The 26,277-nt window shown below is 42.7% G+C and carries 23 protein-coding genes and 1 riboswitch; of the genes, 18 read left to right on the top strand and 5 right to left on the bottom strand.

Going from position 1 to position 26,277, the window contains the following annotated elements; all coding sequences use genetic code 11:
* The first annotated feature begins 226 nt into the window (after positions 1 to 226).
* Entirely contained in the window at positions 227 to 2,023 is a 1,797-nt protein-coding gene (locus tag J7E32_RS22590) for a TIGR04190 family B12-binding domain/radical SAM domain protein (protein ID WP_214911818.1), read from the top strand.
* A 163-nt stretch (positions 2,024 to 2,186) separates the two neighbouring features.
* Entirely contained in the window at positions 2,187 to 3,143 is a 957-nt protein-coding gene (locus J7E32_RS22585) for a cation diffusion facilitator family transporter (RefSeq protein ID WP_214911817.1), read from the top strand.
* 57 nt (positions 3,144 to 3,200) lie between these two features.
* Here the strand turns inward: J7E32_RS22585 and J7E32_RS22580 are convergent, their stop codons facing one another.
* Positions 3,201 to 4,550, bottom strand: a complete 1,350-nt coding sequence (locus J7E32_RS22580; RefSeq protein ID WP_214911816.1) for a hemolysin family protein — start codon at positions 4,548 to 4,550, stop codon at positions 3,201 to 3,203.
* A 497-nt stretch (positions 4,551 to 5,047) separates the two neighbouring features.
* On the opposite strand from J7E32_RS22580, the gene J7E32_RS22575 reads away from it, so the two are divergent.
* Positions 5,048 to 6,115 (top strand): ATP-binding protein, encoded by a 1,068-nt coding sequence (locus tag J7E32_RS22575; protein ID WP_214911815.1) that lies wholly within the window; start codon positions 5,048 to 5,050, stop codon positions 6,113 to 6,115.
* Positions 6,116 to 6,132: 17 nt separating this feature from the next.
* Here J7E32_RS22575 and J7E32_RS22570 read toward each other — a convergent pair whose 3' ends face one another.
* Positions 6,133 to 6,693, bottom strand: a complete 561-nt coding sequence (locus tag J7E32_RS22570; protein WP_214911814.1) for a GNAT family N-acetyltransferase — start codon at positions 6,691 to 6,693, stop codon at positions 6,133 to 6,135.
* Positions 6,694 to 6,817: 124 nt separating this feature from the next.
* Here J7E32_RS22570 and J7E32_RS22565 point away from each other — a divergent pair, with 124 nt between their 5' ends.
* Positions 6,818 to 8,092 (top strand): dicarboxylate/amino acid:cation symporter, encoded by a 1,275-nt coding sequence (locus J7E32_RS22565; protein ID WP_214911813.1) that lies wholly within the window; start codon positions 6,818 to 6,820, stop codon positions 8,090 to 8,092.
* Positions 8,093 to 8,145: 53 nt separating this feature from the next.
* Here the strand turns inward: J7E32_RS22565 and J7E32_RS22560 are convergent, their stop codons facing one another.
* Positions 8,146 to 9,276 (bottom strand): histidine kinase N-terminal domain-containing protein, encoded by a 1,131-nt coding sequence (locus tag J7E32_RS22560; RefSeq protein WP_214911812.1) that lies wholly within the window; start codon positions 9,274 to 9,276, stop codon positions 8,146 to 8,148.
* A 258-nt stretch (positions 9,277 to 9,534) separates the two neighbouring features.
* Positions 9,535 to 9,641, top strand: a riboswitch (TPP riboswitch).
* A 106-nt stretch (positions 9,642 to 9,747) separates the two neighbouring features.
* Between J7E32_RS22560 and thiT the strand changes: the two genes are divergently transcribed.
* From thiT to J7E32_RS22535, 5 genes are all read left to right on the top strand, one after another.
* The gene (gene thiT / locus J7E32_RS22555; RefSeq protein WP_214911811.1) at positions 9,748 to 10,344 is read left to right on the top strand and encodes an energy-coupled thiamine transporter ThiT; all 597 of its coding nucleotides are present in this window, start codon (positions 9,748 to 9,750) and stop codon (positions 10,342 to 10,344) included.
* Between the two features lie 275 nt (positions 10,345 to 10,619).
* On the top strand, positions 10,620 to 10,844 hold the full coding sequence (locus tag J7E32_RS22550; protein ID WP_052442186.1) for a FeoA family protein: 225 nt from the start codon (positions 10,620 to 10,622) through the stop codon (positions 10,842 to 10,844).
* Positions 10,844 to 12,853 (top strand): ferrous iron transport protein B, encoded by a 2,010-nt coding sequence (feoB, locus tag J7E32_RS22545; protein WP_214911820.1) that lies wholly within the window; start codon positions 10,844 to 10,846, stop codon positions 12,851 to 12,853. The genes J7E32_RS22550 and feoB overlap by 1 nt, the downstream gene beginning before the upstream one ends.
* A 21-nt stretch (positions 12,854 to 12,874) precedes the next feature.
* The gene (locus tag J7E32_RS22540; RefSeq protein ID WP_214911810.1) at positions 12,875 to 13,036 is read left to right on the top strand and encodes a FeoB-associated Cys-rich membrane protein; all 162 of its coding nucleotides are present in this window, start codon (positions 12,875 to 12,877) and stop codon (positions 13,034 to 13,036) included.
* 133 nt (positions 13,037 to 13,169) lie between these two features.
* Positions 13,170 to 13,634, top strand: a complete 465-nt coding sequence (locus J7E32_RS22535) for a helix-turn-helix transcriptional regulator (RefSeq protein ID WP_214911819.1) — start codon at positions 13,170 to 13,172, stop codon at positions 13,632 to 13,634.
* Between the two features lie 86 nt (positions 13,635 to 13,720).
* Here J7E32_RS22535 and J7E32_RS22530 read toward each other — a convergent pair whose 3' ends face one another.
* Positions 13,721 to 14,239 carry a universal stress protein gene (locus tag J7E32_RS22530; RefSeq protein WP_214911809.1) on the bottom strand — a complete coding sequence of 173 codons (519 nt, stop codon included), beginning with the start codon at positions 14,237 to 14,239 and terminating at the stop codon, positions 13,721 to 13,723.
* A 118-nt stretch (positions 14,240 to 14,357) separates the two neighbouring features.
* Between J7E32_RS22530 and J7E32_RS22525 the strand changes: the two genes are divergently transcribed.
* Together J7E32_RS22525 and J7E32_RS22520 are read left to right on the top strand one after the other, a co-directional pair.
* A complete protein-coding gene (locus J7E32_RS22525; RefSeq protein ID WP_214911808.1) occupies positions 14,358 to 14,705 on the top strand; it encodes a hypothetical protein in 348 nt (115 codons plus the stop codon).
* A gap of 739 nt (positions 14,706 to 15,444) precedes the next feature.
* Positions 15,445 to 17,832: a transglycosylase domain-containing protein gene (locus J7E32_RS22520; RefSeq protein WP_214911807.1), complete on the top strand. Its 2,388-nt coding sequence runs from the start codon at positions 15,445 to 15,447 to the stop codon at positions 17,830 to 17,832.
* Positions 17,833 to 18,090: 258 nt separating this feature from the next.
* On the opposite strand, the gene J7E32_RS22515 is transcribed toward J7E32_RS22520, so the two are convergent.
* The gene (locus J7E32_RS22515; RefSeq protein WP_041966696.1) at positions 18,091 to 18,414 is read right to left on the bottom strand and encodes an HPr family phosphocarrier protein; all 324 of its coding nucleotides are present in this window, start codon (positions 18,412 to 18,414) and stop codon (positions 18,091 to 18,093) included.
* A 262-nt stretch (positions 18,415 to 18,676) separates the two neighbouring features.
* Here J7E32_RS22515 and J7E32_RS22510 point away from each other — a divergent pair, with 262 nt between their 5' ends.
* The 7 genes from J7E32_RS22510 to J7E32_RS22480 all read left to right on the top strand — a co-directional run bounded on the left by J7E32_RS22510 (position 18,677) and on the right by J7E32_RS22480 (position 25,698).
* Positions 18,677 to 19,957 (top strand): MFS transporter, encoded by a 1,281-nt coding sequence (locus J7E32_RS22510; RefSeq protein ID WP_214911806.1) that lies wholly within the window; start codon positions 18,677 to 18,679, stop codon positions 19,955 to 19,957.
* 162 nt (positions 19,958 to 20,119) lie between these two features.
* The gene (gene sigY / locus J7E32_RS22505) at positions 20,120 to 20,671 is read left to right on the top strand and encodes an RNA polymerase sigma factor SigY (RefSeq protein WP_214911805.1); all 552 of its coding nucleotides are present in this window, start codon (positions 20,120 to 20,122) and stop codon (positions 20,669 to 20,671) included.
* Positions 20,637 to 20,984 (top strand): YxlC family protein, encoded by a 348-nt coding sequence (locus J7E32_RS22500; protein WP_214911804.1) that lies wholly within the window; start codon positions 20,637 to 20,639, stop codon positions 20,982 to 20,984. The genes sigY and J7E32_RS22500 overlap by 35 nt, the downstream gene beginning before the upstream one ends.
* Positions 20,981 to 21,187: a sigma-Y antisigma factor component gene (locus J7E32_RS22495; RefSeq protein ID WP_214911803.1), complete on the top strand. Its 207-nt coding sequence runs from the start codon at positions 20,981 to 20,983 to the stop codon at positions 21,185 to 21,187. The genes J7E32_RS22500 and J7E32_RS22495 overlap by 4 nt, the downstream gene beginning before the upstream one ends.
* A 530-nt stretch (positions 21,188 to 21,717) precedes the next feature.
* On the top strand, positions 21,718 to 23,475 hold the full coding sequence (locus J7E32_RS22490) for an ABC transporter ATP-binding protein (RefSeq protein ID WP_214911802.1): 1,758 nt from the start codon (positions 21,718 to 21,720) through the stop codon (positions 23,473 to 23,475).
* Positions 23,472 to 25,475, top strand: coding sequence for an ABC transporter ATP-binding protein (locus J7E32_RS22485; protein ID WP_214911801.1), 2,004 nt, complete (start codon positions 23,472 to 23,474; stop codon positions 25,473 to 25,475). Before J7E32_RS22490 ends, J7E32_RS22485 begins: the two co-directional genes overlap by 4 nt.
* 58 nt (positions 25,476 to 25,533) lie before the next feature.
* Positions 25,534 to 25,698, top strand: a complete 165-nt coding sequence (locus J7E32_RS22480; protein ID WP_214911800.1) for a hypothetical protein — start codon at positions 25,534 to 25,536, stop codon at positions 25,696 to 25,698.
* The last annotated feature ends 579 nt before the right edge of the window (positions 25,699 to 26,277 follow it).

Below are 26,277 nucleotides of genomic sequence, written 5' to 3'. Positions count from 1 at the left end.
GCGCTTGCGCTTTTTGTTCTCCCTATACACAAAACTTTCATAAACTCTTAATCCCTTTATTCATCAGTGTCTGAGGCTCTTTATAATCGGATTTGTTCAGCTGTTCACAAAATATTACACTTTGCGGGACTAAGACGAAGGATCCGGGAGTTATCATTAAGGTGTAATCATATATTGTCTTTATTAGGCAGATTAATAGAGTATATTTTACTTCGAGGTGAGTATTTTGAGATACGATCTAGTTCTTCTCCATGCACCAAGTGTATACGATTTCCGAAAAAATGCGCTGTTGGCTGGCCCAATCAGTGACGTCGTTCCATCCTCTCCAGTATTCGAAATGTATCCTATTGGCCTGACGAGCATCGCGGAATATTTAGAGCGCCAAGGGTTGCGCGTTAAAATCATCAACATCGCGAATCGAATGCTAATGGATGAAAACTTTGATGTCGAAAAGAAATTGAAAAAGATCAAGACACGGGCTTTTGGTATTGACCTTCACTGGCTTCCTCACGCTCATGGTAGTATTGAACTGGCGAAAATTGTGAAAAATCTTCATCCTGAAACTCCTATGGTTTTTGGCGGTTTATCAGCAACTTATTACCATAAAGAGCTAATAGAATATCCCTTCATTGACTTTGTCATGCGGGGCGATTCAACCGAAAAGTTGATGCTCTTATTGATCAACCATTTAAAAAATGGAACCCACCATCTGGGCGGGATTCCAAACCTTACTTGGAAGGACGGAGACACTCCAGTATACAACCCGTTAAGCCATGTTCCTGACAGCCTGGATGAATTTGATATCCCCGGCTACCGATATACAATCAAGTCGGTCTTCAAATATAAAAACTTCCTGGATCCATTGCCATACAACGGCTGGCTTCAATATCCTAATACGGCGATCCTCACGGCAAAGGGATGTACCCAGGGATGCTTGATTTGCGGCGGCTCGAAACAATCGTACAAGGATAACTGCAACCGAAAAGTCCTGGCTAAACGCTCGCCTGCGAAACTAGTTGAAGACATACTTTTCATCCAGCGCTTCAGCAGGGCACCAATTTTCATTCTTCATGATATACGCCAGGCGGGTAAGGATTATGTCGATGAATTTTTTGAGAGGCTCAGCAAGATCAATCTTAAGAATGAGTTGGTATTTGAATTATTTCAATATGCAAATGAAGAGTATTTTGAAAAAATCGAGAAGGTTGTGCCGAAATACAGCGTGGAATTGACCTTGGAAACACATGATGAGAAGATTCGCCGTTATAACGGCAAATTCAATTGTACGAATGCAAAAGTGATTGAAACGCTGCAATCTGCATTGAAGCATAGCTGCAAGAAGATTGATATATTTTTCATGGTTGGCATACCACATCAGGATTATCAAAGCGCCCTTGATAATGTTGATTTTTGTGAGGAGATTCATAATGCGTGCGGAGGGGATAAACGACTATCCTATTTTGTCGCTCCGCTTGCCCCTTTCCTGGATCCTGCTAGCCCGGCGTTTGAAAATCCTGAAAAATATGGCTATAAGAAATTCTGCCATACAATTGAAGACCATAGGAAAGCAATCACCCAGCCATCATGGAAATATATGCTCAGCTTTGAAACAGATTATATGACCAGGGATGAAATTGTGAGATCAACCTATGAATCTGCCAGAAGCCTTAATGCCTTTAAACTGAAGTACGACCTGGTAGATAAAAAGACACATGATGAGGTGGATGAGAAAATCACCAAGTCACTTGAATATATAGAAAAAATCGATGAAATTGTTGCTCTTCCTAAAACAGAGAAAAACCAGCAACTGGCCTTGCTGAGCAAGGAAATGGAAGAAGTGAACAAATACAGTATTTGCGGGAAGCATGAATTGAAATGGGAAGTGAAGAAGCATTATGCTAATGTCTTCTCGCTGACGGCAATCGGAATCGAGCTGTTGGTGGAGGATATCTTGATCAACGCTAAACAGAAATGGAATGCCTATAACAAAAGAGTTGGAGAAGCATCTAAAAGCAGGACGTAAATTTTAGCTAAAGAGCCCATCAGGATATATTCCCGATGGGTTCTTTAGCATTTTCCAAAATTTTAAAACACCAGCTTATCCAAATAGATGTTTAGAAATGACCAAAATGTGAAAAATGAAAGGACATATATAAATCAAAGAAAATAGTAAAGCGGGTGGAGAAATGTCGTCTATGATTGGATTTTTTAAAAGAGGAAATAAATCCTCCGGGATTGCTGCCATTGGGAATACATTCCTTGCAATCATCAAAGGTGTAGCTGCAGTGATTAGCGGAAGCGGTACGATGCTAGCGACAACGCTTCATTCGGTTGCGGATGCACTGAATCAATTTTTTGTTTTCATCGGCAGTGCCATCTCGGAAAAAGAAGCAACAAAGCGTTTTCCGACCGGCTTCGGCAGGGTCGTAAACTTGTTCGTACTGGTTGCGGTCATTATCATTTCGATCATGGCATATGAAACAGTCATCAAAGGATGGGAGCTGATCCAGCACCCTAAAGCTTCGAGTAACATGTGGTTGAATGTTATCATCATGGCAATCGCTGTACTTGTTGATGGAGGAATCCTGATTAAAGCAATGAAGGAGATTGCTCACGAGACCAGAAGTGAAGCCAAGGGGTTTGGAATCATTGGGCATGCTTTTAAAAATGTCAGTCTGGCAGCACCACCGACAAGACTCGTTTTCTATGAAGATTTGATTGCGACATTTGGTGCGCTATTAGCATTGGCTTCCATTGTCATGGCGCATGTAACGGGATTTTATTTACTTGATGGTATTGGAACCTTGCTGATTGGCATCTTGCTGATCGGGATTGCTTTGAAGATTGGGTATGAGAACACGGTAGGTCTCATTGGTGTTGCAGCACCTAAAGTAGTTGAGGACCGTATAGCTAATCTCATCCTGTCAGATCCAGATGTCATTGATATCAATACATTAAGGATTGTCCAGGAGGGCAGGCAGTACCATGTCGAAAGCTATCTGGAACTCCGCAAAGGGCTGACACTGGCTGATGCAGATGATATCAAGTTCAGGGTCAGGGACAATGTCTTAAAGGATCCGGACGTAGATGATGTTATTATGGGAATCATCGAAGCAGATGACGTACAAACCTGGAAAGTGTAAAACAAAACCCAGACAGGGAGGACCTGCCTGGGTTTTGTTTATTTTAACAGCTTTTCGTTATGAAACAACCTCGGTTTTATTCATAAAAAAACTATCTGCTGTCTTTTCGATTTCAGGTTGTTTCATTACTTCGATATATTTGATGTGATGCTCTTCCATTTCGGTGATTTTGAAATGGTAAGATCCGAAGCTGACGACGTCGCCTTGTTTGACTTCGTAATTTTCGGTAAGCATCCAGCCGCCGATTGTATCGACATCTTCATCGTTGATATCAAGTGCCAGAAGTTCATTTACCTCACTGACAAGCAGTTTGGCATCGATGATATAATGGCTTTCCTGGATTTTCCGTATCATCGGCACTTCATCCATATCGAACTCGTCACGAATTTCTCCTACAATTTCTTCAAGGATATCTTCTACTGTCACGAGGCCGGAAGTTCCTCCATATTCGTCCATCAGGATTGCCATGTGAATGCGCTCTTTTTGCATTTTTACCAGCAAGTCATGAATTGGAATGCTGTCGATGACTCGGATGATTGGGCGAATATATGAATCTATCGTTTTTTTGCTCCGTCCTTGTTCATTGATTAGCTCAGTCATTACTTCTTTTATATTGACTAAACCGACAATATGGTCCTTGTCTCCGTCAATGACAGGGTATCGGGTGAATTTCTCTTCCTTTACAATCTGGAGAAAACTCTCCAGTGAATCCTCTTTTGACAACGAAATAATTTCGGTGCGGGGCACCATGATTTCCTTGGCGATCCGGTTGTCAAATTCGAAAATTTTATTTACATACTTAAACTCTGACTGGTTGATTTCACCACTTTTAAAGCTCTCAGACAGAATAATGCGAAGTTCTTCCTCAGAATGGGCTAAATCCTGTTCAGAGGCAGGTTTAAGACCGACAAGACCAACAGCAAGACGGGCAGATCCGTTCAACAGCCAGATGAATGGATACATGATCTTGTAAAAAAGGATCAGTGGACCAGCTGTATTCAGCGACACCCATTCCGCTTTTTGGATCGCTAATGTCTTAGGGGCCAATTCCCCGACTACGACATGCAGAAATGTGATGGTCGCAAATGCAATCCCAACTGAAAAGACATTTCCTAAGGATTCGGAAATATCCAGGCTGGTGAATAACGGTTTCAGCAGATCGGCAATCGCCGGCTCTCCAAGCCAGCCAATACCAAGAGCAGTGACCGTAATCCCAAGCTGGCAAGCAGAAAGGTACTCATCCAGATTGGAAATGACTCTTTTTGCAAGCACGGCTTTGTTGCTGCCTTCTTCTATTAATTGGTCAATTCTGGAACTCCTCACTTTAACAATCGCAAATTCTGAAACGACGAAAAATGCCGTTAAAGCAATTAAAATGGCTATCCAAACCAAGTTAAATATGTCCAAATAAGTTCCCTTAGCCCGCTGGTGTGCGGGTAAGGAGTCACCTCCCAGTAAACTCAAAATTAAGCCTGGATTTGCAGGCTTCAATATAAATAATTAAATACATCAAGAAATTATAACGGCCCGTTCCGAGCGGCTGGTCCAGCCAGGGCCAACATCCTGTTATGCTGTTCCTTCCGCGTTCGCAGCTGTTAAATTCTTGATACGATAGATTGCCCCATCATACCACCTCAGCTTTATATTTAAATTTTATTATACCATATAGTGAATAATTGAGGGGAACATTAATACGTTTTGATATCAATGTATGAAACGGACACATAAAGTATGAAGTTTATGTGTAATTATATTGGAAAATTCTGATTTTAACAAATTAGTGCTTTTCCTAGTTTAAGAAAAATTTCCCAATGTAAATAAAACCCTTTTGTGGATTATTTTTAAAATAAGAGTTTGAAATTAAATTAAAAATTCAGTAAAATTTTACAAAAGGGAGGCTGGCTATGAGTATTCTATTATCCAGTTTGGAAAGAAAGCTGCAAAGAGTCGAAAAGACGAATGATAACATTTGGGTAGAACCATCCATGGATTTTATTTGCAGAAGAACTCCTGATGGTCTCATTAAATATGTTTCTCCATCTGTTCAGGCTATGCTTGGGTATGTGCAAGCTGAATTAGTCGGAAAACTGTACACTTTATTTGTACATGCAGAAGATTATAAAAGGATTTTGAATACTTCCATGCCTGATGGGGAAGAGGTTTCCATTCTAACCTATCGTATTAAGCGAAAAGACGGAGTGTATATCTGGGTAAGTTCCCAAATCTCGGTTGTACGGCATCCTGATACAAATGAACCATTTGAACTGTTTTCAGTAACAAGCGATATTTCCGCAAAAATCAAAGCAGAGCATTTTATCCTTGAGTATGAGAAGCTCAATGTTGTAGGCCAGCTTGCTGCAGGCATTGCACACGAAATCAAAAACCCTCTGACAAGTCTGAAAGGATTTATTCAGCTTATGAAGGCAGGAGAAGAATTGAACCACAATTATTTAGCGATCATGGAAGAGGAAATAAAGCGAATGGAGGCTGTATCAAAAGAGTTGATGCTTATGGCAAAGCCGCATAAGTCCGACTTCAAGTCATTTGATATGAATGATTTGGTTGATCATGCAATTACCCTGCTGATGGCTGAGGCAGCAAAGAAGTGCGTCGAAATAACGAAGCAATCCACATTGGGAGACATAATGCTTCTTTGCGATGGGAATAAGATCAAGCAGGTGTTGATCAATATGCTGATGAATTCGATCGATGCGATGGAATTGCCAGGTGAAATAACGGTTTCAATTTTTAAATCAGATGACGAGCTGACCATTGCAATTGCTGACACTGGTACAGGAATTCCTTCTGAGTATTTGGACAAGATTGGCAAGCCGTTCTTTACGACAAAGACGAATGGGAATGGCCTGGGTCTGATGATTTGCTATAAAATCATTGAGGAACATGATGGCAAAATTAGTGTGGAATCAAGTTCAAAGGGAACGACTTTTACTATCAAACTGCCAATCCATTGATTAGCTTGGTCTGGTGACTAAGGGATAAGCGTATGTCTTCTTTGCCATTCTCTTCTAAGAAGCCCATATACAATTAAATCATGGAAGTTTCCATTTAGAAATTCCCCATCACGCAGGATACCCTCTTTGTAAAACCCAAGCTTCTTGGGAATAGCCTTGCTTTTATCGTTGTCCTTGCCGCACCGGATTTCAATGCGGTTAAGTCCTAACTCAAAAAAAGCATGGTTTATTACTGTTTTTACCGTTCTGATTGTAATGCCCCTGCCTTGCAGTTTTTCCGCCAGGTAGTAGCCGATGCTTGCCTGTGAGTTGCTCCAGTCAATAGCATGGAGGCTGATGCTGCCTGCAAGGACTCCCCTGTAGCGGATCCCAAAGTGACTGCTGCTTCCTTCCTGGAAATTTTTCTGCCACATTTGAATGACAGAGTAAAAATGTCCCGGAGATTGAATACCATCAATCCAGGGCAGCCATTCCCGCAAATAGCGGCGATTGGAATCCACAAGCCAGAACAATTCCCCAGCTTCACCCGGCTCAAAAATCCGTAGTTCAAGTTCAGAATCAACTTTTAAAGTTAACATAGAAACCTCCTTAAACTTTACTTTGATGGTAGAGTTGGCCAATTAGCTCTCTTTGGTTTTATTCGTCCAAAAGAGGGAATAAAGCTTTACATTGTTTTTTTATACTTTTTTTGGGAGGAAGACTATGAAATTAACGACTAAGATTTTGATTGGCCTTGGACTTGGCGCAATGACCGGGCTGATCCTCAACATTTTTTCACCCGAATTGTTCACTGTTTTAGATAAATTCTTATTTACGCCTCTAGGTAAGATATTCATTAATTTAATCAGTATGCTCGTCGTACCAATTGTCCTGTTCTCGATTATTCTTGGAACAGCAGGATTAGGCGACCCTAAGAAACTCGGCAGGATTGGTTTTAAGACGGTAAGCTTCTTTTTAACGACAACAGCTATAGCGATTTCGATTGGTCTTGCGCTGGCATATTTAATCAAGCCTGGCTTGATGGGGAAGTTTGATACGAGTGGAGCAGAATTCAAAGCTGAAGAAGCTCCGCCAGTAAGCGAAACCTTTTTAAATCTTATTCCGGCGAACCCCTTTGAAGCACTGACAGCTGGCAATATGCTGCAAGTTATCGTGTTTGCCCTTTTCATTGGGATTGCTTTAACGGCACTTGGCAACAAAACAAAAGGGATTTTGAATCTGATTGAACAAGGAAATGAGATCATGATGTATCTGGTAGGCCTTGTCATGAAGTTTGCTCCGTACGGAACTTTCGGTTTAATCGCAACAGCGATCGGAAGCCAGGGAATCGACGCCATCAAGGCGATGGGAGTATATATGATTGTCGTTGTTCTCGCTCTAGTTGTCCATGCGTTCATTACTTATGGTTCAGGGGTATATTTCCTTGGAAAGAAAAACCCATTCTGGTTCTTTAAGCAATTCTCCCCGGCGATGGGGGTAGCCTTCAGTACATCGAGCAGTAATGCTACACTTCCGGTATCAATGGAAACAGCACAGAAGAACCTTCGTGTCCCGGAATCTGTCAGCAGCTTTGTGCAGCCTCTTGGAGCTACGATCAATATGGACGGAACGGCAATTATGCAGGGCGTAGCTACTGTCTTTATTGCACAGGTGTACGGTGCCGATCTCACAATGGCCGAGCTTCTGACGGTTGTCCTGACTGCGGTGCTTGCGAGTATTGGGACTGCAGGTGTACCTGGCGTTGGATTGATTATGCTGGCGATGGTTCTCCAGTCTGTAGGCCTGCCTGTTGAAGGAATTGGACTGATACTCGGCATCGACCGTTTACTCGATATGGCCCGCACCGCTGTCAATATTACCGGCGATGCAGCATGTGCGCTCATCGTCTCTGAATCTGAGAAGAAGCATGTATCTCGACCGGAGAAAAGCAAAGTGAAAAATGTGGCGGACAACCGCTCACTTGAATACTCTGAATAAGAAAGAATAGACCCCGCCATTTCCCGGCGGGGTCTCCTTGTTCAGGTATTAGATTAGATTTCGATTCTTGTCAAAGGCAGCAGCATGATGAATGATGTTTTTTCCAGTTCTGACGAACAGGCGAGTATTCCTTTATGCTTTTCGATGATTTCCCGGCAGACGAAAAGTCCAAGTCCGGTACCAAGTGTTTTGGTTGTAACGAATGGTTCAAAGATCGTTTTTAATAATTGGTCAGGAATGACAGGGCCATTATTGGAAATTTCTATTTTAATATGGGTATCATTCACGAAAAATCCTTTGATTTCGATTTGCGGATCATCACGGTACTGGCTAAGTACATCAATCGCATTAAAGATGATATTGATGAGAACCTGCCTGATTTCATCCGCATAGCCATACAATTCCATATCTTCGGCTACTTCCTTGATGATCCTGACTTTCGTGTCAAGGATGCTGGGATAAAGGAAGTTTAAAACTTCCTCAATCATCTTATTCAATGAGAAAACAGTCTTTTCTTTTCCGATCAGCTCTTTTTTTGATAGCAGCAAGAATTGTGAAATCCGGAAGTTCAGCTGTTCAAGCTCGCTTGAGATGATATCGAGATACTTCATATCTTGATGTTCAGACCTCAAGAGCTGGATGAAGCCCTGAATGGACGTCAACGGATTGCGAAATTCATGGATGAAGCTAGAAGTCATTTGGCCTAGAAGTGTTAATCTGTCTTTATGTGTTGAATCGATGAATTGGTTCTTTTCCTCAATGATTTTGTTTTTCTGCTCATTATAATAAGACACTGCGTAATACAAAAAGGTATCAAAACAGTAATTGATCCTATTGATGGCCTCTTGCATTTCAGTCCATTCCATATTCAATTTATGGAGGTGTTTGTATACAACGGATCGTCCGGCGTTGACATTGTAGACAAAATCGCCAATGTTAATGTCAGCGCGTACCCGTTCTTCACCGACCATAAAAGCAAGCTCTTGAATATGTTCCTCCAATTCTTCACTTGTTTTAGAAAAAACCGAGAGAATGACTGCATACATTCTCTCAGCGTTCTTGCTTATTTTCTCTTTATATGGATCATCTTCTGAAACGATTATATTCTCCGTCCAGTCGGCAATTAGTTTTTCCTTTTCACTAGTCAGGAAGCTAAGCAATCGGTTATCCGTAATTGGCAGCATTTCATTAAGTCCCCCAGTTTTTCATATCGGTATTAAAGATTCGAGGAAAATCATAAAATCCCTTTGTCGAATATTGAGAACATCCGCTGAATTGCGTCGAATAGCTAAAATTGTGACAAAAGACCGATTTTTTTAGCAACAATGAGAGAGTTTTGTCTATTGAGTTATCGACATTTATTGGAAAGTCCAGAGTTTGCAGAACGGTTATACTTGTTATTGAATAGTAGACGTAGTATATTCATAGTGTAGAAATTAAATAATAACCACAAGGGGAGCTGCGTAAAGCAGCTGAGAGTGAGCGGCCGAGTTCTTACCCTTTGAACCTGTTAGTTAATGCTAGCGAAGGAATGTGGATGCGATAGGAAAGCAATTGGGGATCCTGCATCATTCCCTGATTGCTTTTTTTGTTTCTGAAGCAGAAAAGGCGTGTTAGAAACGGACCTCATTCTGAAAAAGAAGGAGGAACAAAACATGAAACAAAAACAAACTCTCTTTTTAGTGGAAATTGCCGTATTTTCCGCACTGGCTTATTTGCTGGATTTATTTTCAGGGTTTTTATTTTCAAGAATCTGGCCACAGGGCGGTTCAGTATCCATCGCGATGGTACCTGTATTCCTGATGGCATTTCGCTGGGGAGTAAAGGGCGGAATCCTTACTGGCTTCCTGTTTGGGCTGCTCCAATTCATCCTTGGAATGTCGCAAATCTATCATCCGATCCAAGGGATTCTTGATTATCTTGTTGCGTTTGCATTTCTGGGAACAGCTGGATTATTTGCAGCTCAGGTAAAAGAAAGCATGCAGAAAGGCAAAAGGGTAAAATGGATTGCCTTTGTCATTGCCGGAACTTTTATCGGCAGTGCCCTGCGATTCCTTACTCATTTTATTTCAGGCTGGGTATTCTTCGGAAGCTATGCGCCTCCAGGTCAGCCTGTTGCTCTATATTCCTTTCTATATAATGGCACCTACATGCTCCCAAGCATGATTTTAAGTGCGATTCTAGTCATTCTTGTCTTTAGTTACGCACCGTCAAGAATGGTCCAATCCACTCAGGTTAGCAATAAAATATGATTCGCAGGAGAGCTGAATAAGCTCTCCTGTTTTTATGTTCATATTATACCCTATTAGGTATAGTGTAAATATAAAGGAATTGCTGGTGAAAATTTGTCAATTGTATGGAGTTTGCCTGAAATATAGTATTAACCCTGCTATATAGTGATGTATGTCACAGTGAAAGTTGCTTTGAACTGATTAAATAAAGATAATCATTCTCATTTAGAGAAAATAGAGGTACAATGAAACCGACGAAGAGTTAATAAACTAACAAACTAAAAAAGGTGATGGCTATGCTGGGAAAATTAAAGACTGGTGAAAAAGGCCGGATCATGAATATTGCTAGTGCAGATAAATTTGTCAGAAGAAGATTACTTGATTTGGGAATCGCGGAAGGCTCAGAAGTGTGTGTGAAATGCATCCTGCCTTTTGGTGGCCCAGTCATGGTTGAATCCTGCGGGCAATGCATCGGCATCCGCCGCAAAGAAGCACTAAGGATTGAAGTGGAGCGAGTATGATGAATATTGCCCTCATTGGCAACCCCAACACTGGAAAAACTTCATTGTTTAATAACTTAACAGGTTCCTATGAATATGTAGGCAACTGGAGCGGTGTAACGGTCGAAAAGAAAGTAGGCCTTTTTAAAAATGGAAAGGATCAGCTTATTGACCTTCCAGGAGTCTATACTCTCAATCCCCTTTCTAAAGATGAGGGTGTCGTTACAAATTTCTTCCTGAATGAACCATTTGAAAAGCTTCTGAATATCCTGGATGCTTCTCAGTTAAGGCGTAATCTTCACCTTACTTTGCAGCTATTGGAATACGATGCACCGGTCATAATTGGCTTAAACATGCTTGATGTGGCGAAGAACAGGGGGATTCAAATTGATATTGCCAAACTGTCTGAATCACTGGGAGTGAATGTAGCTCCTGTTGTTGCCAGGACAGGTAAGGGCTGTAACGAGCTTGCAGAGCTGGTGACTGCTGGAGCTGCCGGAACAGGGAAGAACAATCTCGTTTATTATGGAAAAGCGATCGAAGCTGGAATCCTGGAACTCGAGAACAAACTGGCGGGGAAGACACAACATCCCGTTCGCTGGCTTGCTCTTCAGCTGTTCGAAGGTAATCCATATGTAAAAAGCTATCTGGCGACAATTTTGCCGATAGATGAAATAGAAAAATTAATCAACTCAGTTACTGTTGGCCATCAACAAAATGCAGACAGCAAACAAGCGCTTGACCAGGTAATCCATCGGAAGCGAAGTGAAGCGATTGATAAAATAGTATCTGCTGCTACCACAAAACAGGATGATAAAAAGGTTCCTCTGACTGAGAAGGTTGACATGGTCGTTACGAATAGATTTCTCGGAATCCCGATTTTTCTGGTTCTTATGTATATCATGTTCATGCTTACCTTTGACTGGCTTGGCTTCCCGCTGTCAGACGCCTTGGATTCATTTTTGAGCGGACCATTAACATCGGGGATTACAGCAGCATTAGCGGCTGCAGGTGCTTCAACATTCATCAAAGATCTTATTCTTGATGGAATCGTTGCCGGGGTAGGGGGAGTCCTCGTCTTTGTACCGCAGATCTTCATTTTGTTCTTTTTCATATCCTTGCTTGAGGATTCAGGTTATATGGCGCGTGTCGCACTAGTAATGGATCGCCTGATGGAAGCAGTCGGCCTGAACGGAAAGGCGTTCATTCCGATGATGATCGGATTCGGATGTAACGTACCAGGCATTATGGCAGCAAGGACCATTGAGACGCCAAAGGAAAGGCTGATGACCATCCTGTTGACACCTCTTATGTCATGCTCAGCCCGATTGCCTGTATATGCCTTGTTTGTCGGAGCGTTTTTTGTAGAACAGAAAGCAGCTGTAGTTTTGAGTTTGTATGTATTAGGAGTAGTGATTGCACTTATTCTGGCCAAAGTATTCTCCAAGACTCTTTTGAAGGGGGAAACTTCGGTATTCGTCATTGAGCTTCCGCCATACAGGCTTCCTCAGGCAAGAGCCCTTTGGAGAAGTACATGGGATAAGGGAAAGGGATTCGTCAAGAAGGCGGGAACCTTCATTTTTGCCGGGTCCGTCCTGATCTGGCTGCTTGCCTACGCTGGTCCGGAAGGTGTGAATGTCAGCATGGATGACAGCTATTTAGCTCTGCTTGGAGGTATATTCGCTCCATTATTTGCTCCTATAGGCTTTGGTACATGGCAGGCCAGTGCATCACTTTTCACAGGGTTCCTTGCAAAAGAAGCTATTATTTCAACAATGAATATCATTTATTTTGTTCCAGATGAAGCAAGTCTGCAAGGTTTATTAGCTGTCCATTATACACCGCTTGCTGCATACAGTTTCATGGCATTCATCTTGTTATACATTCCATGTCTCGCAACGGTCGCAACCATCTATAAAGAAACTGGTTCTAGACGCTGGACCACTTTTTCAATCGCTTATGCCCTGGTTATCGCATATGTCTTGTCTCTGGTCATTTATCAGGGCGGCAGGTTGTTAGGATTAACCTAAGGCCGGAAGGAGGAAGGATCTATGATCGCAAACATAATAATCGGCGGTGCTATATTCGGATACGCCGGCTGGGCCTTCTACCGATTCATCAAGAAATCAAAAGAAGGGAAATGCGCTGCCTGCTCCATCCAAAGCTCTTGTTCTAGCAACTGCAGTGTCAGCCAGGAAAAACAGATAAAATAATTCGGAAGGAATGCAGTCTGCTGCATTCCTTTTTTAAAACAGTCTTTCTTATTAAATGATAAGAAAAAATATTTTTAATTCTAACTAATTAGGTGTAAAATTACACTAAAAGCATTTTAAAGGAATGAAGCGGATGACGAGGGATGAAATCATTAGCAGGGTCTCGGAAAAAGTTAGGGTTCTGCGGGCAGAAGTTAATTATACACAGGATAAAATGGCTGATATCATTGGAATCTCCAAAAAGACGCTTGTCCAGATTGAAAAAGGTAGAGCTCAAGCCGGCTGGTCGACAGTCGTGACCATTTGTGCCTTATTCAGGGAAACCGAAACAATCCAGTTTTTGTTCGGAAATGAACCATTAGAGGTCCTTGAAACCATCGCCCATGAAGGTACAGATTATCGAAAAGAGAAAACATTGGGCGGTAAAGTCTGGTGGAGGGAAGTCGCAAGGATTGGCGGATTCGTCATGCAGCAAAACATTTTGAGCCAGCATTTCCGGATTCTTGATCAAGATGACTTTCGGATATTCAGCAGTTTTGAGGAAATCGAAACAAAAGAGCGGTTAGAGGAACTTGCAGCAGAAGCGATGATGGAATAAGCGAGTTAAATGCTGGAACACAGTAAGTAACGAAAAAATATTAAACAGCCGGGTGGCATTTAATTAGCCCCGGCTGTTTTTGGCTTTTATTTTGCAATAAGCACATGGCAATGAGCATTATTAGCTACCTTTTGACTGACGCCGCCAAGAATTTTTCGCTTGATACCCTCATTGCCTGATTGGCCTATGATGATTAAATCAGCATCTACATCCATCGCGAATTCTAAGATACTCTCGGCTGGACTTCCATCCAGGGTGGAGTATTCAGTATCCAGATTAAGAGCATCTAGCTCGGCCTTTGCGTTGTTAAAGGCTTGTTCAGAGCTGTGGGTAATGATGGAGTGCTCTGATTTATCGAGTGCACCTTGTTCCATAGCCAGTGGAGGCACCTGGACTACATCCGCCGGAAAGTTGTTAATGGGCAGATGTTCAATGGGGCGCTCAGTGGATTCAACTAATTCGCTTTTGACTTTTTCCTCATATACATGGCCCACATACAATTTTACGCCTTCTTTATCTCTGGTGATCTCCTTTGCCAATTGCAAAGCTTTCTTGCTGCCTGCTGAATCATCGTAAGCGAGAACCACTTTTTTTATTCCAGCCATATAGATCAACCTCCAAGGTTAATGTGTCTTACTATTTAATACCCACTTTTAAAATAAAAATAACCGACTTATAATTTCCAAACATCATTGGTTTCATCAGGAGATATGGTCCGAAGTCATGCCAGGTTCGGACAAAACTTCAGTTTCATCAGGAGATATTGTCCGAAGTGAAGCCAGGTTCAGACAAAACGACGTCACAAGCGTGAGATATTGTCTGAAGTCATGCCAGGTTCGGACAAAACAGCGTCTCAAGCGTGAGATATTGTCCGAAGTGAAGCCAGGTTCAGACAAAACTTCAGTTTCATCAGGAGATATTGTCCGAAGTGAAGCCAGGTTCGGACAAAACGACGTCACAAGCGTGAGAAATTGTCTGAAGTCATGCCAGGTTCAGACAAAACTTCAGTTTCATCAGGAGATATTGTCCGAAGTGAAGCCAGGTTCGGACAAAACAACGCCTCAAGCATGAGAAATTGTCCGAAGTCATGCTGGGTTCGGACAAAACGACGTCACAAGCGTGAGGTATTGTCTGAAGTCATAGCAACTTCGGACAAAACGACGTCTTAAGCATGAGATATTGTCTGAAGTCATGCCAGGTTCGGACAAAACAACGTCTCAAGCGTGAGAAATTGTCTGAAGTCATGCCAGGTTCAGACAAAACTTCAGTTTCATCAGGAGATTTTGTCCGAAGTGAAGCCAGGTTCGGACAAAACAACGCCTCAAGCATGAGAAATTGTCCGAAGTCATGCTAGGTTCGGACAAAACGACGTCACAAGCGTGAGGTATTGTCTGAAGTCATAGCAACTTCGGACAAAACGACGTCTTAAGCATGAGATATTGTCTGAAGTCATGCAGGTTCTGAAAATATTTCCCCTTTTGCTTGCTATGTTAGAAGTATAAAGCCTTTTACACTTAGATTAGTGTCTAGCTCCAGCGCCTAGCCCCTCGAGTCGCTTCGGTCCGCCCAATGAAGTCAAAGAACGACTTCACTGGTCGGCCCTCCAGCGCTTGTCGGGGCTGACCAAGGCGCTTACGCTTTCCTTATTTATATGTCTTTTTTCCTCATAATTAGCCAATTTGTGTTAATGCCTTTTAAAAATGGGTAAAAGAAAGTGTCATATTTCTAAACTATTTTTAAAAGGTTGGGGTGCTCAGTGAGCAAAAATTCAATAGCAACACGTTTTCTAAGAGGTTGGAAAAGGCTTCATATGAACCAGGTGCTGGTTTTGTCTGTTTCGACAGCCGTACTGGCATTCTTAAGTTTTTTTCATGTTTATTCTGAAGGTGCTGACATTAGTGCATTGAATGATGATATGGCACAATCAACCGTCATCTACGATGCAAATGGAGAAGTTGCCAGTAAGATTTCGGCTTTAAAAAATGAGGGAGTTAAGATTGAAGAAGTCCCGGATCATGTCAAAAATGCTGTGATTGCCATCGAGGATCATCGTTTTTATGAACACGATGGTGTGGACCTTGTAGGTATTTCTCGGGCATTTGTCCAAAACGTCAAGGCAGGAAGTATCGTTGAAGGTGGCAGCACGATTACACAGCAGTTGACAAAGAATGCATTGCTTTCGAGCGAAAAGACTTATAAAAGAAAGCTCGAAGAATTTTTCATGGCCAGGGAAATAGAAAAGCAATATTCCAAAGATGAAATCATGCAAATGTACTTGAATCGTATCTATTTCGGAAATGGATCTTGGGGTATCAAACGAGCTGCGATGGGATACTTTGGCAAGGATGCCAAGGATCTTTCTATAAGCGAAGCAGCAATGCTTGCAGGCTTGATCAAGGCACCGTCTTCATTGGATCCCAATAAAAATTATGATGAAGCAGTGGAGAGAAGAAATCTTGTCCTCCAGATGATGAATACACATGGTTTTATTAAGGATGAGGAATATAAACAAGCAGTTGCTGAAAAGATTGTACTCAATGAAAAAGGCGGAGATCCGCTGCGCGGCCGCTATCCATATTATGTTGATCATGTTATTGATGAAGCAATCAAGAAATACGGTCTGACACAGGAAGAAATTTTGACAGGCGGCTTGCAAATCCATACGGAACTTGATGTGACAATGCAATCGGCTGTGGAAGCTACTTACGCGAAAGATGATCTGTTTCCAAAAGGCACTGAAAAGCAAATCGTCCAAAGCGGTGCTGTACTCGTCGATCCTAAAAGTGGAGGGATTCGTGCACTTGTAGGCGGCCGCGGTGAGCATGTATTCCGTGGTTATAATCGTGCTACTCAGTTAAAAGCACAGCCGGGCTCAACGATGAAGCCACTTGCTGTATTTGCACCAGCGCTTGAAGAAGGCTGGGGTGTTACGGACATGCTTAAAGACGAAGAGATGGAATTCAAAGATTATAAGCCTCAAAACTACAATGATAAATATAAAGGCGAAGTCCCTATGTATGAAGCATTGAGAGATTCGTTGAATCTGCCTGCCGTATGGCTGCTGGATGAAATAGGGATAGTCAAAGGCATGGAATCTGTAAAGAACTTTGGTATTAATCTTGATCCGAAGAACGACCGTAACCTGGGCCTCGCGCTTGGAGGCTTATCGACTGGGGTATCTCCGGCTACAATGGCGGAAGCATATTCGGCATTCGCAAACAATGGCGAGCGTCATGAAACGCATGCAATCACCAGGATTGTTGATAAAGAAGGCAACACCATTGTTGAATATAAAGGAAAAAAGAGCAAGGCTGTATCAAAAGAAACCGCAGAGAAAATGACGACCATGCTTCTTGGTGTCGTTCAGGAAGGAACAGGGAAAGGTGCGCAAATCGAGGGTAGAGAATTAGCTGGCAAAACAGGCTCAACCCAAGTTCCGATTGAAGGAGTAAAAGGGACAAAAGACCAGTGGTTTGTGGGGTATACTCCACAGCTTGTTGGCGCTGTATGGGTTGGTTATGACAAGACAGATAAGGAACACTACTTAACCACTACTAGCAGTGAAGGAGCCGCCTTGGTTTTCAAGGACTTTATGAAGGAAGCATTGAAAAATACAAAAGCACAGTCCTTCAATGTTCCTCCACTTTCAAAATATATCGAGGAACACAAGAGGCAGCAGCGTGCCAAGTCTGTAAAAGAGCTCGAATCAAGGATTAAAAAAGAATCAGAAAAGCTTAAGAAACAATGGGAAGAAGCAAAAAAGAAGCTGAAAGAGAAGAAAGAACAGCCGAAAGAAGAAACAAAAAAGAAAGAGAAAAAGGAAACAAATACTGATTCGGCAGCAGCTTCAACGAATTCCGGCAACAGCAATGACACCAGTCAAGCGAGTGATAAAAAGGATACCGGCGGATCTGATGACTCTGGTGACGGAGGAAATACCGGAGGCGAAGGAGATACCGGAGGCGAAGGAGATACCGGAGGTGAAGGAGATACCGGAGGCGAAGGAGATACCGGAGGCGAAGGAGATACCGGAGGTGAAGGAGATACCGGAGGCGAAGGAGATACCGGAGGCGAAGGAGATACCGGAGGCGAAGGAGATACTGGTGGCGAAGGAGATACCGGAGGTGAAGGAGACACCGGAGGATCTGAAGGCGACGGATCTGATAGTAAAGAAAAAGATGATGATAGCAATAACTGATACTACACAGCATAGGGGCTATGTCTCCTGTGCTGTTTTTATGTGTCAAAAAGTAGAGTATCACGCAGACACATTGAATGTCCTCATGAAAAATACTGGAGTGAACATAAAAAAGACCTGCAATTTAAGCAGGTCTTTACTAAATTCAAATTATATTAAGCTTAATAGGAAACCGATCACGACTACAGCGCCGATAATCATAAGAATGGTTCTTACCATGAAACTTCACCTCAGTCATTATTTTATCTATTATTAGAACTAAATTTGGAATGATTCGGAAGACTCGATAAGTCGCTTGCGTTTTACGCGAAGGACAGAAGCTTCATTCGTAAGCAGCTTAGTCAGCTGATTTAATTTCGGTTCTACATCTGTACCTTCCAAAATAATCTTTAAAGTTGTATTTGGTTCAACCGTCAGCAGGAATGAAACAAGCTTGGACAATGAAGTTGCCTCAACTGCCTTCTGGCGGCTGTATAAGTAAGTCGTACCGTCCAACTTTTTAGCAGCTTGATAGATTTCAAGCATTTTCTTCATAGTGAATCTTTTCTGAACCATAACATTTGATGACATGATCTCTTTCATTTATATATAACTCCTTTAATGAATCATTTTTATTAGGTTAATAGAATATTACCCCGTTAACTTGGTTCGAAAACCTTCAGAGGTTAAATTGGGCGATGTTGGCAGGCTAACCAGCTCGAAAGCATCTGAAGCGATGGTAGTTCTCAAGTGCAGAGGCACTCCGTCTGAGGATGGAGAAAGAAACGGTCAGGAGAAAGTTTATTATTAGCTGAAAATTAAGCTAATATTAGGTTATTAAAAGAGATGCGAGGAGCAGACAATTATGAGAAAATTTGCGGAGATTTTCAGGAACAGGAGTTTCACGAAGTTATTTTTAGCGAACTTCACTTCCCAGATGGGCAGTACAATCGGATTGACGGCCTTCATGTTTTTCTTGCTGGACCGTTTCAGTTCCCAGCCCGCCTATGCGACTATAACCGAACTGATGTATTCCGTGCCAATGCTTGCGGTGTTTTTCCTGATCGGGGTATTTGCTGACAGGATGGATCGGCAAAAAATCGCCATTTATTGCGATTGGATTAGTGCCGGCTTATCTGTCGCATTGATTGGTGCAATCTATGTTGGCTGGATGCCGTTGGTCTTTGCTGTCCTGTTTTTGAGAAGCGCGGTTCAAAAGTTCTTTTTCCCGGCTGAACATGGGATGGTCCAAGGAATCTTGAAAAAAGAGGACTACACCACTGCAGCAGGTTTGAATCAGCTCGTGATGAGTCTGTTCATGTTGTTTGGCAATGGACTAGGGGTGCTCGCCTATTGGTCGATTGGCATTTATGGCGCTATATTAGTTGACACTCTGTCGTTCATCATCAGTGCATTGCTCATTCAGAAGACTGACGTTTCGAAGGAGGCGCGACTGCCAAATGGCTCTCATACACTAAAGGATTTGAACATCAAGATGGTATTCAAGGATTTTAACTACGGTTTTAAGTATGTCATGAGCAGTAAATTGTTGTTCACTCTAATCATCGGCTTTTTCATCTTTGGAATCGTAAATGGCGGCTTCTCCGTCATGCCGATTTTTATCCTGAAATATAAACTGGCTCCAGATACGTATGAACAATACTCGATTGTCATCGGCTTCGTGTTTGGGATCGGGGTGTTGATCGGCAGCTTTATTGCTTCATTGCTTTCTCAAAAAGTGAAGCTTTACCACCTGATTTCGGTAGGTTTGATCATCTCTGGTAGCTTTACGGCTCTCGCATCACTGCCAAACAACATTTATCTATTCCTGGGAATCCTGTTTATCTCTGCACTGGCTCTCCCGCTTATAAATGTAGGAATTGGAGGGTGGCTTCCGAGCATTATAGATCCGAAAATGATGGGCAGGGTCCAGGGGCTGATCAGCCCGCTTAACATGCTGTCTCATTCATTGACTCTTGCATTCATTGCGTACAGCTTTCCTGCTCTGCTAACAATTGAAATGCTGTATTGGATTGTCGGCGGCTGTCTCGCCATCGTTGGAGTGTTTTATATGATTGTTTTGCCTAAGCTCGCAGAAGAGAGTGAGTCCACTGTTAAAGAGCCTGCTGTCGAGCAGGGTATATAGAGGAAAGTCCTTACCGGGCTTTCTTTTTTTCATAATAAATAATGAATGAGCATTATTTTTTACGAAAAAATTTGAACGATTCTTTACTTTAAACGTCTTATTAATAAATAATCAATTAGAAGATAATTTTTCGGGGTGGCGGGGAAAGAGAGGCATGCTTTGATGGATGAGAAAGAGTTAATCAATAGCGCTAAAAAGGGCGACCACCGTTCGTTTGCTATCCTGTTCAGGAATCATTATCCCCTGCTGGTAAAATACCTGATGAAAATAACGATGAATCCTGATATCGCAGAGGAAATAGCACAAGCAACGATGGCTAAATGTGTGGAGAAAATCCATTTATTCAATGGGAAATCAAAATTCTCATCATGGCTGATCAGCATAGCCACAAATATGTATATAGATCAGCACCGCAAAAAAAAGCGCGAGCGGGAATGGAACGAAGGAGAAGCAGCATCACGCAAGCTGCAGTGGCAAATGGAATCGAAGAATGAGGAATGGACAGATGCGCTCGCTGCATTATCCAGGCTGACAGATGAAATGCGAATTCCTCTTATCCTTAAGCATTATTATGGTTATTCGTACGATGAGATTAGTGAAATCCTGAATATTGCCGCAGGTACCGCGAAGTCCAGAGTCCACCATGGACTTCTAGCTGTTAGAAGGGAGCTGAAAGTAGATGAAAAACCAAAAGGGAATCTCGTCAAAACATGAACAAATGGATAAAGAATTTTTTGACACCATCAGCGCCATCAATAATGGACTAGACAAAGTGGATTCCTTGGACACCTATACCCCTGATGAAAATTGGTTTGAAGAGATGGTTCTGAATCAGCAGCAGGTGCAAAAGAAGAAATATCGCCGCGAATTAGTGTGGTTCATTTTAAGTGCTATGCTGATTTTGAGCGGTGTGATCTTCGCTATGCTGGAGCTCCCAATGCTCTTCTTAATGCTGCAGGCTGCGACGTTCGCGATTACAGCTATCTATAGCTTCAAAGGAGTGCAAAAGCAGGTGGACAGCCGATGAATGAGGAACTGTCACCTGTTATGCTGGCCTTGGTTGTTGTGATTCTATTGGTGCAAAGCATTTTCCTTTTTACAAATGCCCGGAAGCACGGCCATAATTATTGGCTTTGGGGAATACTAGGTTTGATTCAGGCACCAATGCCGCTTCTATTTTATCTGCTGTTTGCACGAAAAATATGGCGCAGCAAGTCAGCAGAAAAGTAAAATGATGAAAAATATCGAAAAGTTAGAATTGACATTGTGACTGTTAAGGTGATAACCTTACAAAGGAATGGAAAATATAACTAAAAGGAGGGTTACGGATATGAACATTGTAAAAAACGCAAGATACGCTCAACTAAATACACGTAACCCATCCTTTTGCCATAACTGATTTTTAATCAAGTTGCTCTGTGACTGAAAAGGCATGGGTTGCGCATCTGCGTGACGTATGCCTTTTTCTGTCTTTATGTATTGATTCAAGACATATCGCATGCCGCGATATGTCTTTTTTCATGTTTAGAGAACATCCATTCCAAACTAAATGAGGAGGAAATCAAAATGGTCAAACCAAAAGTGGAGAAACTGGTAAAAAAGGAATATCTAGAAAGCGGCTAGTCAGATTTGCTAGTTAGAAACATATTGAAATTTTATTCCGAGAAATAGCAAACTGCAGCACCTGGCTCGAGCGGTCCTCGAGAGGTTTCGGGGCTGACCGGGGCGCTTGCGTTTTCGGGTAAGGAGAGTGATTATTCATGTTATCGGTTTTATCAAAGTTAAGCTGGTTTTTTAAAGAAAACTGGAAGAGATACAGTGTGGCGATTTCGTTACTGATTTTTGTCGGCATACTTGATGTGCTGCCGCCAAAAATCGTCGGGATGGCGATCGACGCAATCCAGCTTGGTTCCATGAACCAGGAATTAATTTTAAAGTATATAGGCGGCCTCATGCTGATTACGGTGGTCTCTTATTTCATCACTTATATTTGGATGTATCAATTATTCGGCGGAGCGTTCCTGATTGAACGGAAACTAAGGACCCGCTTCATGAAGCATTTGCTGAAAATGACACCGACGTTCTTTGAAAGGAACCGTACAGGAGACTTGATGGCAAGGGCGACGAATGATTTGAAAGCAATATCGATCACGGCTGGTTTCGGGGTACTGACACTTGTCGATTCTAGCATCTTCATGCTGACAATCTTGTTCACAATGGGATTTTTCATCAGCTGGGAGCTGACACTTGTTTCGATCATCCCACTGCCAATCATGGCACTTCTGGTAAACATATATGGCAAAAAGATTCATTCTAAATTCACTTCTGCTCAGGATGCATTCGGCGAGCTGAATGACAGGGTGCTCGAATCCGTATCAGGAGTGCGGGTCATCCGTGCTTATGTACAGGAGAAATCCGACGAATCAAATTTTCATGACTTGACTGAAGATGTCTACCGTAAAAATGTCGAAGTTGCGAAAATCGATTCTTTGTTTGAACCAACCATTAAGATCCTTGTTGGTATGAGCTATCTAATTGGTCTAGGATATGGAGCATTTCTGGTTTTTCAGCAAAAGCTGACGCTGGGAGAACTGGTCAGCTTCAATGTATACCTTGGCATGCTGATCTGGCCGATGTTCGCAATCGGGGAACTGATCAATGTCATGCAGCGAGGCAATGCGTCGCTTGACCGCCTGAATGAGACTTTATCATACAAAGAGGATGTTGCAGATCCAGTGAAACCAGTGGAGGGCAATGATCCGGAGTATTTACAGATGTCTGAGTTTACATTCAAATATCCGTCATCCAATGTGAACAATCTTGATAATATCAAGCTCCATTTGAACCGTGGTGAAACGCTGGGGATAGTCGGGAAGACGGGAAGCGGCAAGACAACGCTGATCAAACAGCTGCTGAGGGAGTATCCGGAAGGCAGCGGGAACCTCGTTGTATCAGGAGTGCCGATCCAGGAGCACAGCCTGAGGCAGACTCGGGGCTGGATGGGTTATGTTCCGCAGGAAAACATTCTTTTCTCTCGTTCGGTTAAGGAAAATATTCTGTTCGGAAACCCGATGGCTTCTGAAAAAGATTTGCAGGATATCATCGATTTGGCCGCTTTCCGGAAAGACCTGGAGATGCTTCCGGAAGGTCTGGAGACACTTGTCGGTGAAAAAGGGGTCGCACTTTCCGGCGGCCAGAAGCAGCGTATTTCGATTGCACGTGCTTTGATCAAGGATCCGGAAATCCTTATTCTTGATGATTCACTTTCTGCAGTCGATGCAAAAACGGAAAAGAAAATCATTGAAAACATCCGCAGAGAGCGGAATGCGAAAACAACCATCATAACAACTCACAGAATGTCTGCGGTTGAGCATGCTGATCATATTGTCGTGCTGGAGGATGGAAAAATAATTGAGGAAGGCACGCATGATCAATTGATAGATGCTCAGGGCTGGTATTACGAGCAATATATCAAGCAGCAAGCCGCAGCCGTCGAAGAGGAGGTGCACTCCGTATGAGTACAGGAAAAAGACTGTTCAGATATGCGTTAAATTATAAGAAAATAATCCTGATTGCCCTGGCGATGCTAACTGTCGCCGTTGTTGCAGACCTGGCAGGACCATTCATCGCCAAGCGCATGATTGATAACCACATTTTAGGAATCGAGTCGGTATGGCACAAGACAGAAGCTGGCGATGGTGCAGTTGAATATAATGGCAGCTTTTACACAAAGGATGGCGACGCCGGAAACGCAGATTCTGCGCGGATTTTACAGGTCGGCAGAAATTTTGTATTTGTTGAGGCTGATGTCGAATTCGATGGAAGCCGCAGCTATGAGGATGGGGTATTAACAATCAGCAAGGGGTCAAAGGCTGCGCAATATGAAGCAGAAGCTCTATCCGGCGATGAGCTGATGAATTTTTATAAACCAGAAATCCCGAATATTATTAAGCTGCTTTCGTTTTATTTCGGCTTGCTGATCATTGCGTCCATTTTCCAATATGGCCAAAGATTTTATTTGCAAAAGTCAGCGAACCGGATTATCCAGAAGCTCCGGGAAGATGTCTTCAGACAGATTCAGCGGCTGCCAATTCAGTATTTTGACAATCTTCCTGCCGGGAAGGTCGTAGCGAGGATCACGAATGATACAGAGGCGATACGCGAATTGTACGTTACGGTCCTGTCTACTTTCTTTACAAGTTTCATTTATATTACCGGCATCTATATTGCCTTGTTCATCCTGAATGCGAACCTTGCAGCGATTTGTTTACTGCTATTGCCAATCCTTTATATTTGGGCAAAACTTTACCGCAAGTACGCATCAAAATACAATCATGTCATCCGCTCCCGCGTAAGTGATATTAATGGCATGATCAATGAATCCATACAGGGCATGAGTATCATCCAGGCTTTCAGCCGTGAAAAAGAAACACAGAAGGAATTCGAGACGTTGAACAAAGAGCATTTCACTTATCAAAATAAATTGTTGAGTTTGAATTCCTCTACCTCCCATAATCTTGTAGGGGTGTTAAGAAATATCGTCTTCGTGGCGTTTATCTGGTATTTCGGCGGCGAGGCCCTTGAGCCATCTTCCGCCATTTCACTCGGTATGCTCTACGCGTTCGTTGATTACATTAACCGTCTGTTCAATCCTGTCCAGGGAATCGTCAACCAGCTGGCTAACCTTGAGCAGGCTCTGGTTGCCGGAGAGCGGGTGTTCAATCTTATGGATGAGGAAGGAATCGACGTAAGCGAGAAAGAGATTTCCCGCTACAAAGGCAATGTGATTTTCGACCATGTATCCTTCGGCTATAAAGAAAGTGAATATGTGCTTAAGGATCTTTGCTTTGAAGCGAAACAGGGTGAAACAGTCGCACTCGTTGGCCACACGGGATCAGGAAAAAGCTCGATTATGAACCTGTTATTCAGGTTTTACGATCCTCAGGAAGGAAAGATTCTGATCGATGGAATGGATATTACCGAAATGCCGAGACAGACGCTGCGGAAGCATATGGGGATTGTCCTGCAGGATCCGTTCCTTTTTACCGGCACAATAGCCTCCAACGTCAGCCTCGATCACCCTGACATCAGCAGGGATAGGGTTGAGAAAGCGCTGACCAGCGTTGGGGCAGACACCGTCCTGAAAAATCTTGAAAAAGGGTATGATGAGCCGGTGATTGAAAAGGGCAGTACGCTATCAAGCGGGCAGCGACAGCTGGTTTCTTTTGCCAGAGCCTTGGCCTTCGATCCGGCCATCCTGATTCTTGATGAAGCAACATCGAGCATTGATACCGAGACAGAAGCGATTATTCAGGAAGCGATGGATGTCCTCAAGGAAGGCAGGACGACCTTCATCATTGCCCACAGATTGTCGACCATACGCAATGCTGACCAGATCCTTGTATTGGATCGCGGTCGGATTGTTGAGAAAGGGAACCATGATCAGCTGATGGAACTTAAAGGTAAATATTTTCAAATGTACCAGCTGCAGCTGGGCAACAAAGTTAAGGCAGGTTAAAGGAATCCGCACCCAATATGATGGGTGCGGATTTCTTTTTAGTGTATATTACCAATTTATGGACGAAAGTGCAATTATAGCTTATGTTGGTGCAATTATTCCCTTTTACGGTGCAATCATCGGCAGTGATGGTGCAATTGTTGCCTTTACCGGTGCAATGATTATCTTTCACGGTGCAATGATTATCTTTCACGGTGCAATGATTATCCTTTTTACTGGATGACTCCTCTTTTTGCGTACAATAAAGGTACTTTCAGCTTTCAATCATCAATTCCCAATTGCTTTTCCTGATTATTTGCGTCATTTAAACCATATGTAGCTAGATAAATGACTCTGTGAAACATCTTAGAATATAAAACGTAAAGAGCGCCAGGAACGGAAGAGTCCTATGCGAAACGTCACTTCAAATCCTATTTCTGTCACAGAATGTTACGAAACCCACCCGTTGCCGTTAGGCTTACTGTGGTAATTTAATAATAACCACATAAAAATTCAGGAGGTTGTCAAGATGGCAGAGTTCGCAGTAACCTTAAGCATCGCGAGCATCATGATCCTGGGCTATTATATAGGCTATGCGATTTATAAGGCATAACCTGGAGCGAAAATAGACATAATGAAAAGCGGAAGCAGCAATCATGGCTGCTTCCGCTTTTTTGATTGTTAACCAGGAAATTATAAAATTATTTAGGTGTGGATAACTGCATGTAGTTTTCTTAATCTAGCTCCAGCGCCTAGCCCCTCGAGTCGCTTCGATCCGCCCATTGAAGTCAAAGAACGACTTCATTGGGCGGCTCTCCAGCGC

Origin of the sequence: Bacillus sp. ISL-55 (assembly GCF_018613155.1) — a bacterium.
Lineage (GTDB): Bacteria > Bacillota > Bacilli > Bacillales > Cytobacillaceae > Mesobacillus.
The sequence above is the reverse complement of the archived record's forward strand: the minus strand, read 5'-3'. Positions and strand labels throughout refer to the sequence as shown.